The 13,331-nt window shown below is 48.6% G+C and carries 14 protein-coding genes and 2 pseudogenes; 13 read left to right on the top strand and 3 right to left on the bottom strand.

The window, feature by feature from the left end; all coding sequences use genetic code 11:
* Positions 1 to 7 precede the first annotated feature (7 nt).
* The 3 genes from MKX64_RS05700 (at position 8) to MKX64_RS05690 (ending at position 2,494) form a co-directional block, all read left to right on the top strand.
* Entirely contained in the window at positions 8 to 997 is a 990-nt protein-coding gene (locus tag MKX64_RS05700) for an inorganic phosphate transporter (RefSeq protein ID WP_095265640.1), read from the top strand.
* Positions 998 to 1,131: 134 nt separating this feature from the next.
* Positions 1,132 to 2,091 (top strand): magnesium/cobalt transporter CorA, encoded by a 960-nt coding sequence (gene corA, locus MKX64_RS05695; protein ID WP_341035501.1) that lies wholly within the window; start codon positions 1,132 to 1,134, stop codon positions 2,089 to 2,091.
* A gap of 37 nt (positions 2,092 to 2,128) precedes the next feature.
* Positions 2,129 to 2,494 (top strand): YrhK family protein, encoded by a 366-nt coding sequence (locus tag MKX64_RS05690; protein ID WP_095265638.1) that lies wholly within the window; start codon positions 2,129 to 2,131, stop codon positions 2,492 to 2,494.
* A gap of 130 nt (positions 2,495 to 2,624) precedes the next feature.
* On the opposite strand, the gene MKX64_RS05685 is transcribed toward MKX64_RS05690, so the two are convergent.
* Complete coding sequence (locus MKX64_RS05685; RefSeq protein ID WP_095265637.1) at positions 2,625 to 3,239, bottom strand: hypothetical protein; 615 nt, start codon at positions 3,237 to 3,239, stop codon at positions 2,625 to 2,627.
* 294 nt (positions 3,240 to 3,533) lie between these two features.
* Here MKX64_RS05685 and MKX64_RS05680 point away from each other — a divergent pair, with 294 nt between their 5' ends.
* The 5 genes from MKX64_RS05680 to rlmD all read left to right on the top strand — a co-directional run bounded on the left by MKX64_RS05680 (position 3,534) and on the right by rlmD (position 7,645).
* Positions 3,534 to 3,824: a YerC/YecD family TrpR-related protein gene (locus MKX64_RS05680; protein WP_095265636.1), complete on the top strand. Its 291-nt coding sequence runs from the start codon at positions 3,534 to 3,536 to the stop codon at positions 3,822 to 3,824.
* Positions 3,824 to 4,594, top strand: coding sequence for a sirohydrochlorin chelatase (locus MKX64_RS05675; protein WP_155618418.1), 771 nt, complete (start codon positions 3,824 to 3,826; stop codon positions 4,592 to 4,594). The genes MKX64_RS05680 and MKX64_RS05675 overlap by 1 nt, the downstream gene beginning before the upstream one ends.
* Before the next feature lie 18 nt (positions 4,595 to 4,612).
* Positions 4,613 to 5,494, top strand: a complete 882-nt coding sequence (locus MKX64_RS05670) for a diacylglycerol kinase (protein WP_095265634.1) — start codon at positions 4,613 to 4,615, stop codon at positions 5,492 to 5,494.
* 18 nt (positions 5,495 to 5,512) lie between these two features.
* Positions 5,513 to 5,680: a hypothetical protein gene (locus MKX64_RS05665; RefSeq protein ID WP_155618419.1), complete on the top strand. Its 168-nt coding sequence runs from the start codon at positions 5,513 to 5,515 to the stop codon at positions 5,678 to 5,680.
* Positions 5,681 to 5,977: 297 nt separating this feature from the next.
* Complete coding sequence (rlmD, locus tag MKX64_RS05660; protein ID WP_155618420.1) at positions 5,978 to 7,645, top strand: 23S rRNA (uracil(1939)-C(5))-methyltransferase RlmD; 1,668 nt, start codon at positions 5,978 to 5,980, stop codon at positions 7,643 to 7,645.
* A gap of 171 nt (positions 7,646 to 7,816) precedes the next feature.
* Here the strand turns inward: rlmD and MKX64_RS05655 are convergent, their stop codons facing one another.
* A complete protein-coding gene (locus tag MKX64_RS05655; protein ID WP_255222977.1) occupies positions 7,817 to 8,341 on the bottom strand; it encodes a site-specific integrase in 525 nt (174 codons plus the stop codon).
* 179 nt (positions 8,342 to 8,520) lie between these two features.
* Here MKX64_RS05655 and MKX64_RS05650 point away from each other — a divergent pair, with 179 nt between their 5' ends.
* The 4 genes and pseudogenes from MKX64_RS05650 (at position 8,521) to MKX64_RS05640 (ending at position 12,132) form a co-directional block, all read left to right on the top strand.
* Positions 8,521 to 9,645 carry a replicative DNA helicase gene (locus MKX64_RS05650; protein ID WP_095397720.1) on the top strand — a complete coding sequence of 375 codons (1,125 nt, stop codon included), beginning with the start codon at positions 8,521 to 8,523 and terminating at the stop codon, positions 9,643 to 9,645.
* Between the two features lie 358 nt (positions 9,646 to 10,003).
* A pseudogene (locus MKX64_RS24280) lies at positions 10,004 to 10,153 on the top strand (sigma factor-like helix-turn-helix DNA-binding protein); the annotation flags it as partial.
* Positions 10,154 to 10,484: 331 nt separating this feature from the next.
* Positions 10,485 to 10,907, top strand: a complete 423-nt coding sequence (locus tag MKX64_RS05645; RefSeq protein WP_095397718.1) for a hypothetical protein — start codon at positions 10,485 to 10,487, stop codon at positions 10,905 to 10,907.
* Between the two features lie 129 nt (positions 10,908 to 11,036).
* A pseudogene (locus MKX64_RS05640) lies at positions 11,037 to 12,132 on the top strand (IS3 family transposase).
* A gap of 70 nt (positions 12,133 to 12,202) precedes the next feature.
* On the opposite strand, the gene MKX64_RS05635 reads toward MKX64_RS05640, so the two are convergent.
* Positions 12,203 to 12,499, bottom strand: a complete 297-nt coding sequence (locus MKX64_RS05635; protein ID WP_095397717.1) for a hypothetical protein — start codon at positions 12,497 to 12,499, stop codon at positions 12,203 to 12,205.
* A gap of 167 nt (positions 12,500 to 12,666) precedes the next feature.
* On the opposite strand from MKX64_RS05635, the gene MKX64_RS05630 reads away from it, so the two are divergent.
* Positions 12,667 to 13,257: a hypothetical protein gene (locus tag MKX64_RS05630; protein WP_155618422.1), complete on the top strand. Its 591-nt coding sequence runs from the start codon at positions 12,667 to 12,669 to the stop codon at positions 13,255 to 13,257.
* The last annotated feature ends 74 nt before the right edge of the window (positions 13,258 to 13,331 follow it).

Raw genomic sequence — 13,331 nt, 5'->3', positions numbered from 1 at the left:
TGAATTCATGGAAACAACAATGCTTGTATTAGGTATCGTTATTTTTCTCGCTTTGGCGTTCGATTTCATTAATGGATTCCATGACACGGCCAATGCGATTGCCACTTCTGTATCGACCCGGGCACTGAAGCCCAGAACAGCGATTCTGCTTGCCGCTTCGATGAACTTTATCGGAGCGATGATGTTTACCGGTGTTGCCAAAACGATTGGCGGCAGTATCGCAGATCCGGCCGATCTGGACAACGGAATCCAGGTCGTTATAGCGACGCTGCTGTCGGCGATTATATGGAATCTTGTCACCTGGTGGTTCGGACTGCCGTCCTCCTCCTCGCATGCGCTGATTGGCGCCTTGGCCGGTGCCGTATTCGTTGGGGCGGGCAATGACAAGCTGAACTATTCCGGATTTACGGACATCGTGCTGGCGCTTATCCTGTCGCCGATTATCGCTTTTGTTGTAGGTTACAGCGTCATGCAGCTGCTGAAACTGATCTTTGCCAGACGGAGCCCGCATACGGTCAACAAAGGCTTTCGGACGATGCAGATCTTCACGGCGGCGCTGCAGTCCTTTACGCACGGCACGAATGATGCACAGAAAGCGATGGGCATCATCACCTTCGCGCTTGTAACCTCAGGCAAGCTGCAGGAGATGGAAGTACCGCTGTGGGTTAAAATATCCGCGGCAACCGCGATGGCGCTTGGTACATCGGTTGGCGGATGGAAGATTATTAAGACAATGGGAACGAAAATTTTCAAAATCGAGCCCATCAACGGGTTTGCAGCCGATTTTTCGGCGGCGTCGGTTATTTTTACAGCCACGCTGCTGCATCTGCCGATCAGCACGACACATGCCATCACGTCAGCGATTCTCGGCGTAGGGTCCGCGAAGCGGTTCTCGGCGGTGAAATGGTCGCTTGCCGGGCGTATCGTGGTAACCTGGTTCATTACGATTCCGATTACGGCGGTGCTTGCAGGCCTTATATTTAAGCTTCTTTTTTAGGTTTACATGACCATATAGAATGATGAACTATATAGAGGTACATGCCCCAAAGCCATTCGATGGAACGAATTGGCTTTTTTCTTTGCTTGGCGATATGATGAAGTGTAATCGATGCCGAAAGGAGACCGTACACTGTGATTCGTACACTGGCTGTCACCAAAAATCATGAAGTCGTCACAGGACTGCCGCTGGACCAAATGGATCGGAACGAGTATGAATGGATTTGGGCCGATTTCAGCGGGCCGACACCGGAGGAAGCGAATTTGCTGGATGCCTACTTCCACTTTCATCCGCTGGCGGTGGAGGATTGCCTGCATACTTTGCAGCGGCCGAAGCTGGACTATTATGATGAGACGCAGTTTTTTGTGCTGCATGCGCTGCATCCGGATACGCTTGAAGCGGTTGAGGTGGATATTTTCCTCAGCCCATCCTGCATTGTATCCTTCCATCAGGATCATCTGCAGGAGATGGACGATGCCTGGGAGCGTGTAACGGCGATTGCGCGAGGCGGCAGTTTGGCGCGTTTTGGCCCCAGTTTTACGGCGTACACGATTATGGACAAGCTGGTGGATCAGTATTTTCCGGCCTTATTTGCGATTGAGGACGAGCTGGGTGAGCTGGAGAGCCAGGGGGAAGAACGGGATTCGATTGAGGATATGATGAACCAGGTGTTTGCCCTCAGATCGAGGCTGCTCCGGCTGCGGCGAACGGTGGTGCCGATGCGCGATCTGCTGTACCGGATTGTGAACTCACAGCATTTGGAGAAGCACGCGCACCATGCTTATTTTTCCGATATCTATGATCATCTGCTGAAGCTGACTGATATGATCGAGGCTGACCGGGAGATGACCTCCGATCTCAGGGACAGCTACATCTCACTGAACTCCAACCGGATGAACAATATTATGAAAACGTTGACCGTGATTACGACCATCTTCATGCCGCTAACGCTCATTGCAGGCATTTACGGGATGAACTTTGAGGTGATGCCGGAGCTGGGGTGGCGGTACGGGTACCTGTTTGTGCTGCTTCTGATGCTGTCGCTCGCAGGCAGCATGGTGCTGCTGTTTGTCCGCAGAGGCTGGTTTAAATAGGCGGCAAAAGGGTAAAGGCCCCAGAGGGGGGAGCCTGATGAAGCAAGAATCATGCAAACAGACGGATAGCCATCAGAGGAACGAATATGATGAGGCGCCGCCTCGCTTGCGGGCGCTGCGCCGGATTCGGCAGTCTTTACGACGCAAGCGCAGGCTGACCGTGACCAATCGGTACGAGGCCGGGATGATGATCAGCGAGCTGTTCACGGGCATGTTATTTGTAGCCGGGAGCATATGCTTATTTTATCCGGGTACGAGGCCGATCCCGCAGGTGCTGTATTTATTAGGAAGCATCTCGATGCTCCTGAGGTCTGGCATTCGGGGCTCGTACTGGTTCCGCCTGAAAGCGATTGACCGCGATGACAAGGAAGCGGCAGAGGATGCCGCGAACTGGAGCCGGTAATCGGTATGTAGGTAGAAACCCGCCCTAGCAGGTATAGCATCTGCCAAGGGCGGGCATTGTGGAAACATGGAAGCTGCTCTCTGCCGGGAATGGGAGGAGCTACGTGCTTCGCTTTTTTTGGCAGGCCCGTTTATCCCCGGCGTTTGCGTCTTGCTGCACCCGAGGATTTGCCAGCGCTGCCGGTTCGCTTCGTGCCGGATCTGCGGCGGCGTCTGCGGACCGTGTACTCGATAGCATCATCGTCGTGATCGGTATGGGCGACAGGCGGGGTTGCGGCTTTCTTTTTGCCCAGGGCACCGGTCAGCAGGGAGATCATGGGGGCCATTTGCTGCACACCCTGCATGATTTTCTGAACTTTGCCGATATTAGCCATGATGCCGTCAATGCCGCCCATCCGGTCGATGAGGCCTTTGACATCATTCATGTTGTTGATGCCAAGACCGGACAGCAGCCCGCCGCTGCCACCGCTGCCGCTGCCTCCCCCGAACAGGCTGGACAGTCCACCCGAGCTGCTGTCGGGAGCCAAAGCCGCTGTGTTCATGGCTGTATCCGCTCCCGGAACCGGTGAGGCACTCGCCGGAATATCGGTGTAAGGATACACCGAGGAGGCTCCTACTTCGGGATATTCGCTGTATGGAGAGATGCCCGGGTAAGGCGTCGATGGCGGTGTTTCGGATGGCAGTGATTCATTGAGCGATCGTGTGGAAGCAGACCGTCGGTGATAATAGTGCGAATGACCAGACATGATATCACTTTCCTTTTTTGATTGATACTATACTGTATGATGAATGCCTACAATGGGTTTAGGCGTATGCCCGAATTGGCGGGATAGGAGCTGAATCGGGCGAGCGCCTATAGGGACTGCGGGGGATGAAGGCAGAAGCAGGATGCGCCTTGGCGGCCGGATTCGAGATGCGGTTGCCTGGCCGGGTGGAGTCCTGCAGTGCGTGAAATCGTTAATGCTTGAAAAGACTGTATCCGCTCGGGTACAATGAGTATGCGAGTGTTATACACAGTAACAATAGGGGATGATCATCCAGTGCAGTTGAAGAAGTTAAATGATAAAAGTATTGATCAATTATTCGAGGCGATTTTGACGCTGAAAAATATCGAGGAATGCTACATATTTTTCGATGATCTCTGCACCGTTAACGAAATCCAGTCCCTGTCCCAGCGGTTAGAGGTGGCGCGGATGCTGGGCAAGGGTTGCACATACAACCAGATTGAAGCAGAAACCGGAGCCAGCACGGCCACCATTTCGCGTGTGAAGCGCTGTTTGAACTACGGGAACGACGGGTATAAAATGACGTTGGAGCGTCTAGGCCGCTAATGAGCACCATCAAGCCGGGGGTACTGGTTATCAGTCACGGCTCGCGTGAGCCGAAGTGGGTGTCGCTGGTGGACGAAGCTGTCGGGAAGCTGGCAGCCCGGCTCGATATGCCGGTCTATTCCTCCTATCTTGAGCTGGTGGAAGGGCGACTGATTCAAGATGGCATTACCGCGCTGGAGTCTAAGGGCGTTACCGATCTGCTGGTCATTCCGCTGTTTGTATCGGCAGGAAGCACACATGTGGATGAAATAGCCTACGCGATCGGCGCGAAGGACGTTCCCGAGCTGGAGACGGAGCTTGACCTGTTTCAGGTTCAGGCTCGTGTTCATTTTGGCACACCGATGGACGATGATCCGGACGTTGCCCTGATGGTATGGGATAAAGTTAAAGCGCTGTCGGTTCAGCCGGAGAAGGAGGTTGTGCTCCTTATCGGTCACGGCAGCAGGCATGACAGTTTTCGCCGACGCTGGGAACAGGGCATGTCCTCGCTCGGCCGGCGTGTTAGCGAAATAAGTGGTACCAACGCGGATTATGCTCTGCTAAGTCCCGGCGATGTCCGGGATAAGGCCATTCTTTGGAAGGAGCGCGGCTGCGATGTCATCGTGGCTCCGCTTTTTTTAAGTGAGGGGTACTTTACGGAGAAGGTGATACCGGAGCGGCTCGCGGGTCTTAATTGCCGCTATTCGGGTCACACGCTGCTTCCTCACCCGCTGCTTACGCAGTGGATGGAGTCTCAGGCGGTCCATCTTCTGCAATCCTTGAATTTGTAAATAGGTGGCGTATCCTTGATGAGAAATGCAAGATTGATATATAACCCGACCTCCGGGCGGGAGGAAATGAAGCGTAGGCTGGCCGACATTCTGGATCGGCTGGATGGTGCGGGTATCGAGGCCTCCTGCCATGCAACAACGGGGGAGGGCGACGCGACGCGCGAGGCAGCCGAGGCGGTAGAGCGAGGCTATGATCTTGTCATCGCTGCGGGCGGTGACGGGACGCTGAACGAGGTCATCAACGGGATGGCGGGCAAGGATAACTTGCCTCCGCTCGGGATCTTCCCTGTAGGAACGACCAACGACTTTGCACGTGCGCTTGGCATTTCGAAGAACTGGGAGGAATACTGTGACCTGGTGATCCGAAACCAGACGCGGGCGATTGATGTCGGGAAGGCCAATGATCGCTATTTTATCAATATTGCCGGAGGCGGCACGCTGACCGAGCTGACCTATGAGGTTCCAAGCAGGCTGAAGACGATGATCGGACAGCTGGCTTATTATTTGAAGGGAATCGAGAAAATGGTCAGCCTGGCGCCGCAGGAGCTCATGATTCAGGCCAACGGCCATATGCCGATTCATGATGAATTCATGCTGTTTCTCATCGCCAACAGCAACTCGGTCGGCGGCTTCGAGAAGCTGGCTCCGGGAGCCAGCATCGACGATGGCTTGTTCGATGTCATCGCGCTGCGCAAATGCAATTTGGCCGAGTTCGTCCGCGTGGCTACACTCGCCCTGCGCGGTGAGCATGTGCATGACAAGAAGGTGGTTCACTTCCGCACCGACTATATGGAGGTGGTCTCTCCGGGACAGGTTCAGCTGAACCTGGACGGCGAGTTTGGCGGTGTGCTGCCCGGCACGTTCCGCATTCTGCCGCAGCATCTGCGTATTTTTGCATGATGATACGTGAGGGTGAACTTGGAAGTTGCCGCATGCATGGTGGACGTTCAGTCGTGGAAGATTGCGATGGCGGACGGCAGTATGAGCGGTAGGTTGAAAATTGCACTGGCGGCAAGGGTAATCCGGACCGCCCGCAATGGATTGAATATGGAACACCGCTCCCGTATAATGATGGACGGAGAGTAGTGTAGTGGCAAGGCTCCCTTGAGGGAGCTTTTTATTTTGACGGGATCTGGCTATGCTGGTTATATGGTGTGAGAGTGTAACCGGAAGGCCAGGTTCATGGGTGTCAGTTGTGAGAGTGGAAAGCAGCGGCCATATGAGGCCGTTCGATAGAATAACGGTACTGATAGAACAAGTGTACTGATAGAACAAGTGTATCGATAGAATAAGCGACAGCCCGCGCGTTCGGGCGATCATATATCATGCCGTGATGAATAGGCAACATATGAACAAGTTAAATGAAAGAAGTGACAATCCATTATGAACAAAAACCGCAGTGGACGCAAAGCGCGCCCCGGCAGCCCATCAGCAGCATCGGCAGCGCTTGCCGGACTGCCGGTTGCGAAGAACGATGAAGTGGTCATCGATATTATCGGAATGAATCATGACGGAGAAGGCGTGGGCCGCGCCGACGGCTATACCTTGTTCGTGCAGGGAGCACTGCCGGGAGAGAAGGTCCGTGTCAAAGTACTCAAGACCAAGAAACAGTATGGTTACGCGAAACTGCTGGAGCTGGTCGAAACGAGCCCAAGCCGGATCGCTGCCCCATGCCCGATCTATGACCAATGCGGCGGATGCCAGCTGCAGCATATGGACTACACCGCACAGCTTGACTGGAAGCGCCAGCTGGTGGTGGACAACCTGGAGCGGGTCGGGAAGCTGACGGTGCTTCGGGAGCCGCAGGTATCAGGTGAGGCAGAAGGGGGGGAACAGGCAGAACTCTTGGCAGGGGAAGCTGCTGGACGGGGCGATTCCGCTAGCTTGGATCAGGCAGTGGTAGGCGTAGGCCAATCGGCAGAGGGATCAGTGACCGGGAGTCAAGCCACAGGGAAACTCTCCGCAGGAGAGAATGCCACAGGAAGTTTGACAGCCGGGGCTCAATCCACAGAAGATCCAAGGGACGGCATTCGGGTTCTTCCGACGCTTGGCATGAGCAACCCGTGGCGCTATCGCAATAAGTCGCAGGTTCCGATCGGTGTAACGGAGGGCGGCCTTGTCGGCGGTTTCTATGCCAGAGGCAGTCATCGCATTATCGATATGGAAGCCTGCCTCATTCAGCATGAGCACAATGACGAAGTGGTGAGCCGCATTAAGGAGCTGGGCCGACGTCTTGGCATTACCGCATATGATGAGGAGACCGGGCAGGGGCTGCTGCGCCATGTGGTGGTGAAGATCGGATTTGCCACACAGGAGATGATGATTGTCCTTGTGACGAACGGGGACCGGATTCCGCATGTGGATGAATGGATCACAGCTATCCGCAAGGAGCTTCCTGCTGTCGTCAGCATCTGCCAGAATGTGAATACGCGCAAGACGAATGTCATCTTCGGCGATGTTACCCGTGTATTATGGGGAAGCGAAGTCATTCATGACTATATTGGGGATGTGAAGTTTGCGATTTCGGCCCGATCTTTCTACCAAGTGAATCCGGTTCAGACGGAGGTCCTGTACAGCAAAACGGTGGAGTACGCCGGACTGACCGGCAACGAGACGGTCATCGATGCCTACTGCGGCATTGGCACGATCTCGCTGTTCCTGGCCCAGCATGCCAAGAAGGTATATGGCGTTGAAATTGTAAAAGAAGCCATCGAGGACGCCCGCGCCAATGCGAGATTGAACGGGATGGATCATGTCGAGTTTGCGGTCGGCGCCTCTGAGGATGTCATTCCGAAGTGGAAAGAGCAGGGCATCGAGGCCGACGTCATCGTCGTCGATCCCCCGCGCAAGGGCTGCGACCCTCGCCTGCTGGACACGATCCTGCAGATGAAGCCGGAGCGGGTCGTGTATGTAAGCTGCAACCCTTCAACGCTGGCCCGCGATTTGCGGATTCTGGAAGACGGCGGCTACCGCACCGTCGAGGTGCAGCCGGTGGATATGTTCCCACATACGGTGCATGTGGAGAGTGTTGCGTTACTCGTTCGAGAATAATACAGATCGAAAACCCCTTTTATATCAAGGGTTTTAGATGTGTAACCGATTGTTGGTTCTGAATATAACAGGTGAGGGTATAAGCAAATGATGTGAAATTTGATGTGAAACTTCATGTTAATCTCCAATAAATAGTGATAATTTCTACACAAAAATAGACACTCAGCAAAATTAACCGAGTGTCTTTTTGCTATTCTTTTCTTTACGTGTGGAAAACAGTGAATCCAATTTATCGGCCGCTGCTTGGTCAGCGGATCGTAAAGCATGGCCGTGTATGTTCATAGTTGTCGTTATATTTCCATGTCCTAGCCGTTCTGAAATAATCTTAGCATGAACTCCTTGATTAATCAGCAACGTAGCCGATGTATGGCGTAAATCGTGGAAGCGAATATATCGTAATCCATTTTTCATTATGAACTGTCTAAACCAAAGATATGGACGCTCATGGTGAAACGGTGTTCCGTCCGGATGTGAGAAGACGAAGTTCCATTCCCTGCCTTCAATATCTCTTCCATTCCATGCATCACCAAGCTTGTCTCTTTCTTTAACTCTATAGGCGTAATATTCCCTCAGTTCCTCAAGAACAGAAGCCGGCAGCGCAACTTTGCGTTTAGAATTTTTAGTCTTGGGTTCTTTGATGAAGAAGAATCTGTTGCGACAAAAGCTTCTGGAAATATCACGGAAGGTGGTAGACACAGCCGTTATGGGTGAAGACCCCGACGAAATGTTACGGAGTTTGCAAAAGTCCGTTTTTGAGTTGAACACTAGTGGAAGTAAGGATAGCAGCGACCCTGAACGCGATGTAGAAGAGTGGGTTGACTACGTAATGAAAGGTTGCCCAGGATCCCGCCTTAGCATTCGGACTATTAACCGGCATGAGCACGATTGATGGAATGACAACGGGCTGGCACAGGAAGGATTTTTCAGTAGTAGGAGCACGGACTAGTATGGGGAAGACTGTGTTCGTAATTGAAATGTTTCTACGCCTAAGCAACGGTTATAAGTGCGCTATGTTCTCCCTCGAAATGTCCAAACAACAGTTATACTTTCGGATGATGTCCAATTTGATGCAGGTTAATTTCGAACTGTTTAGAACGGGAAGGTTGGCTCCGAATCATTACCAGAACATGCAAAAGTACAAAGACGAGCTAAAGAAGCTCTATATAGACGCTACGAGGGCGGTTTCCGCAGACTATATCGCGGACGAAATGCGAAGACTTAAACGAACACAGGGGCTTGATTTCGTAGTAGTGGACTACTTGCAGGATGTTAAAGAACAAGGCGAGATCAACGATAACGGTGGCAGCGCACTGGCGAGGGTATGCCGGAAACTTCGGGCAGCAGCAAAGGAATGTGATTGTCATGTGATGGGGTTGTCCCAAGTGGTGCGTGGCGTAGAGGATCGCAAAGATAAACGTCCTGGTAATGCAGACTTATCGGGGAGTACAGGTATAGAAACGAACGCCGATGTTATAGCCCTTCTGTACCGGGATATTACGATCCGAATAGTGAGAAACAAAACATTCTGGAAGTCAATTTTACCAAGCAGCGTAACGGAAAATGCGGAAAGGTGGAATTGCATTATGACCGAACCACACAGCGTATCACTGAATTACGCCGAGGATAATGAACAACTTATAGCGCGATATCAAGATATGCTGATTCGGCAAGTTGAGGCAGCTTATCAAAAAGGCGAAATGGAGCCTGATACTTATTTGAACTTTTTAAGCAGGGTTTGTGAAGCTAATACGAGGGGAGAAATATACGATCATTTCGAGGGATTATTCAATGAACTTGTTCAATATCATGAGAATCGATTGCGAGAAAATATAATCAAAGGCGCTGAGTACCTTGAGCAGATCGGCCCTGCCCATCAGAAATATGAATTGGCGATGTCGAAGTACAACAAATTGTGTAGCCAATTATATGAAAATAAGGAACGAAGAAGATTAGTTCAGCGAAGAATGAGAATAACTGAATTGTTTCCAAAGCAAGCCTGATAGAAAAATTGTCTGGAGGGGTGAAAGCTTTGAATGATATTTATTGCTGGAATATAAGAAAACAAGAGCCACACTTATGAGCGTAAAAAGCAAAGTGACTGATGAAGTAGAAATGAAACTGCTGAACAGTATGTTATCCGATGTTCAGTTTGCAATTGATTGGATTAAAAAGGTCGTAATCCGGGCCCTAAACGGGGTATACACCGACGATCAGGAAGATAAGGAGAAATTTCTTTCGATCCACTGCGAATGCAATCATACGCCCAGCCAGCAGCTTGCGGAAGCCCTACAACATTGTCAGAGTTTGAACGGTTTCAGATTGAGGATGCACTTTCTACATTAAGCGAGAGAGAAGCAAGCTTACATTCTACATTTTGGTCTTTGCTTCAGTTTGCGGCAGGTGGCTCTTGAGATGGGTATTACCAAAAGCGCAGTTCAGACGATGCTAGAAAGATCAGAAAAGAAAATTGCAGACAACAAAGCAAGTAGTTTATTTCTTGTAGGGTAGCTTGAATTATGGCAAAATGAAGAAAAGATTAAAAAGTGGGGGTTAACATTAATTTGAAAAGGAAACAGTTTCCGGACAGAAAAGATCTTACTTATTGGATTTTGATGTTAATATTCTCGATTATCTTTTTAATCACCCTCTATACAGACAATCCGTCATTGGCTAATTCTAAACTATCTTTTGCTTCAACACTTTCTTCCATTGCACTAGCTATTATAGCTATACTCTTTTCTTTCAGTCTTCAGACAACTCTAACCAAACGGCAGATTTGACTGGTAAGATTAATGAATTGATTCATAACATAAATAGCTTGCAGAAGGTTAGCGAAACTTTGGAAAAATACAATGATGAGAAATTAAGAGAAGTGGATGAGATAAAACATGATGTTCAAAAGGCCATAAATGACCTCGAATTCAAAATTAAGGGGAACCAGGGGGATGGACCAGAAGCCCCTCAAAGAATTGTTGATGCTAAAGATAAGACAATACAAGAATTGGAGAAAATTAAGAGTAAAAACAATTTTTTCAGCTCGATTACAGTTTTAGGTCCAAATGCATTATTAAGTACTATTAAGTCATTGCAATCTAAAAAAAGAGTCGTGCATATACAAGTACTGTGGGAAGCTATATACAACCAAAAGCTTGATATATCGATGAGAGAATTAAAAGCACTTTTGAGAAGGCTTGAAGAACAAGGCAGCATTGAAGTAGTTGGAGGAGTAGGCTCTCAAGGTTTCATAAAATTAAAAGATTAAATAACAATAAACGCATTAGTTAAAAAAGTCGTTGGGGACTGACCCCATAGCGTGAGACAAATTAAAACACCTTCAAGAGAATGCAGCCATGTCGTAAGATATGGAGGCAACCTTGGAGGTGTTTTTGCGTTGGCAACTAGAGTAAGCTACCCGATAGAAGTGAAGATGAAAGCCATCGAAATGAGATTAGCTGGCATTCCCGTAAAAGAAGTCATGGAACAACTGAATATACGAAATAAGACACAAGTGGAAACCTGGATGAGATGGTACCGTAAGGGAGAATGGAATCGGTTAGAGCAGCCTGTGGGTAAACAGTATGGCTACGGGCAAAGGGCCTGAATATACTTCAGAAATGGAGAAAGTAAAGGCTGAGAATCGGTTTTTGAAGCAACAATTAGATCTGCTAAAAAAGTACAGGGAAATGGAAAGGAGGTGTGCCCGAAGATTGTAGTAGAGTGGGTGGAGTCCATTCGAGGGGACGTCAGTGTGAGCCAAGCGTGTGCATGGATCGGAATTCCTCGTGCCACTTACTGTCGCTGGAAAGCCGCCTATGGAGTAGCTACAAAGATCACATGGTGGAGAAAATTCGTGAACTCGAAAGATCATGGAATGCTTCGGAGAGAGCACAGGATTAACCACAAACGTGTACAGCGGATTATGCAGAACGAGGGGCTGCAATGCCGTGTTAAAGTGAAGAAACGCAAACCTACGGGGCAACCAGCCTACATCGCAGAACACCTGTTAAAGCGTCAATTCGAGGCCGATGCCCCCATGCAAAAACTACAGATATTACGTATTTGCCGTTTGGCGGAAAAACGTTATACCTGTCGAGTATTTTGGACTTGTTTAATGGAGAGATTGTGGCCTACAGTATAGCTGACAGCAAGACACGGCATTCGTGCTGGACACACTGGGCCAGTTACCCGATCTGCCAGGCACGGTGCTCCATAGCGACCAGGGCAGCGTGGCGTATCAAGAAGCTGTAAAGGGAAAAGGCATTACCATGAGCATGTCCCGCAAGGGTACACCCGCTGATAATGCCCCCATCGAATCGTTTCATTCCACGCTAAAGTCTGAAACGTTCTATCTCGAAGGTTTAACTTGTACGACGACGGCAATCGTCGAACAAACCGTTCAAGACTACATTACTTACTATAACTCAATTCGCATTCAAACAAAACTAAATAACCAGTCGCCGGTTCATTTCCGGCAACTGGCTGCTTAGAACTTGAAAGGTGTTTTGATCCCTGTCTCACAAACAGGGGTCAGTCCCGTCTTTTAAAGATTCATTTTTTTCAGAAATTGTATTTTTCAGGATTTCTAAAAAAGTCAAGATAATTATATCTTCCAATAGGATCAAAGGTCTTTCTATTCTCATTGAACTCCAAAACAATTACTTCTCCACTCAGTCCAGAATTAGGTTCTGTTTCAACTATAGCTATTCTGTTCTCGGCTAACTGGACAACTAACTTGCTGGCGTATGATGGAGAATCAGGAGCATTATTATTAAATGAGGGGCCTGGCTTAAGAGCGATCATTATAAGACAAATTAAGATTCCAATTAGAATAATTGATTTGCTTTTTTCTTGCATTGCTTCTCCTCCCAATTAAGATTTTCTGAGTCCCTACATATAAAAACACATTGGTATCAAATAAAGTTTGGTTCATTTAGAGAACTTTTTTGATATTTTGTATAACTTTTCAATTTATTGATTGTTTATATTAATAGAACCACAATTAATACAAGGGAGGATTTACGATGTTAAAGAAAATCGTGAGACTAGTTTTGACACCATTACTTGTTTTAGGGCTTACTATTAGCGGATTAGGTATGACATTTGCAGCACCAGAAGAAGGATTATCTGATATTCAAATTCGAGAAAAATTGGATGAAATTAATGCTCGTTATGAGGTCAGGGAAGAGTTCAGTGAGGAAGATGCGAGGTTTGTAAAGGAGCATATTGGTTCACCTTCTGAAAATAGTGCGCAGCCTATGGGACGTAGTCATGTAACCTTTAGTGGTTCAATGGGTAACGCAGAAGGATTTGGTTACTATAAAGGTGACATAGGTTTTTTTGGAGGATCTTTTGAGGGTTTTATTAATGTCCAGACTTCTGACCTCAGTAAACGTAAAAGTCTTGGAGTGGAAGCAAGGATTACTGCTTATGGTGCCATAGGTACTGATGGATTCGGTAAAATCTTTGAAAAGACTTATCCTAAACACGAAAATGACTCTAACTATGTTTCGCTTAACTTTGCTGATAGTTTCTCAGGTGTAGGAGTATCAGTTATATCCTACACTTATATTGGATATGTTGATGGTAACTCATTTAATCTTTACGAAAACTAATAAGAGAAGTTTATCACGATAATCATTATCCCAGCTTAATCCTAATACTAAGAAAATTTCATAAAAATAATCAT

The sequence above is a fragment of the Paenibacillus sp. FSL M8-0334 genome (assembly GCF_038000405.1).
Taxonomy (GTDB): Bacteria; Bacillota; Bacilli; order Paenibacillales; family Paenibacillaceae; genus Paenibacillus_AQ; species Paenibacillus_AQ campinasensis.
Note: the sequence above shows the minus strand (reverse complement) of the source record. Positions and strands in the feature narration are given on the sequence as shown.

Excerpts from the sequence above, each read along its gene's own strand:
- MKX64_RS05700 (WP_095265640.1), top strand. The coding sequence starts at position 8 with ATGGAAACAACAATGCTTGTATTAGGTATCGTTATTTTTCTCGCTTTG.
- MKX64_RS05690 (WP_095265638.1), top strand. The coding sequence starts at position 2,129 with ATGAAGCAAGAATCATGCAAACAGACGGATAGCCATCAGAGGAACGAA.
- MKX64_RS05685 (WP_095265637.1), bottom strand. The coding sequence starts at position 3,239 with ATGTCTGGTCATTCGCACTATTATCACCGACGGTCTGCTTCCACACGA.
- MKX64_RS05675 (WP_155618418.1), top strand. The coding sequence starts at position 3,824 with ATGAGCACCATCAAGCCGGGGGTACTGGTTATCAGTCACGGCTCGCGT.
- MKX64_RS05670 (WP_095265634.1), top strand. The coding sequence starts at position 4,613 with ATGAGAAATGCAAGATTGATATATAACCCGACCTCCGGGCGGGAGGAA.
- rlmD (WP_155618420.1), top strand. The coding sequence starts at position 5,978 with ATGAACAAAAACCGCAGTGGACGCAAAGCGCGCCCCGGCAGCCCATCA.
- MKX64_RS05650 (WP_095397720.1), top strand. The coding sequence starts at position 8,521 with ATGAGCACGATTGATGGAATGACAACGGGCTGGCACAGGAAGGATTTT.
- MKX64_RS05635 (WP_095397717.1), bottom strand. The coding sequence starts at position 12,499 with ATGCAAGAAAAAAGCAAATCAATTATTCTAATTGGAATCTTAATTTGT.
- MKX64_RS05630 (WP_155618422.1), top strand. The coding sequence starts at position 12,667 with ATGTTAAAGAAAATCGTGAGACTAGTTTTGACACCATTACTTGTTTTA.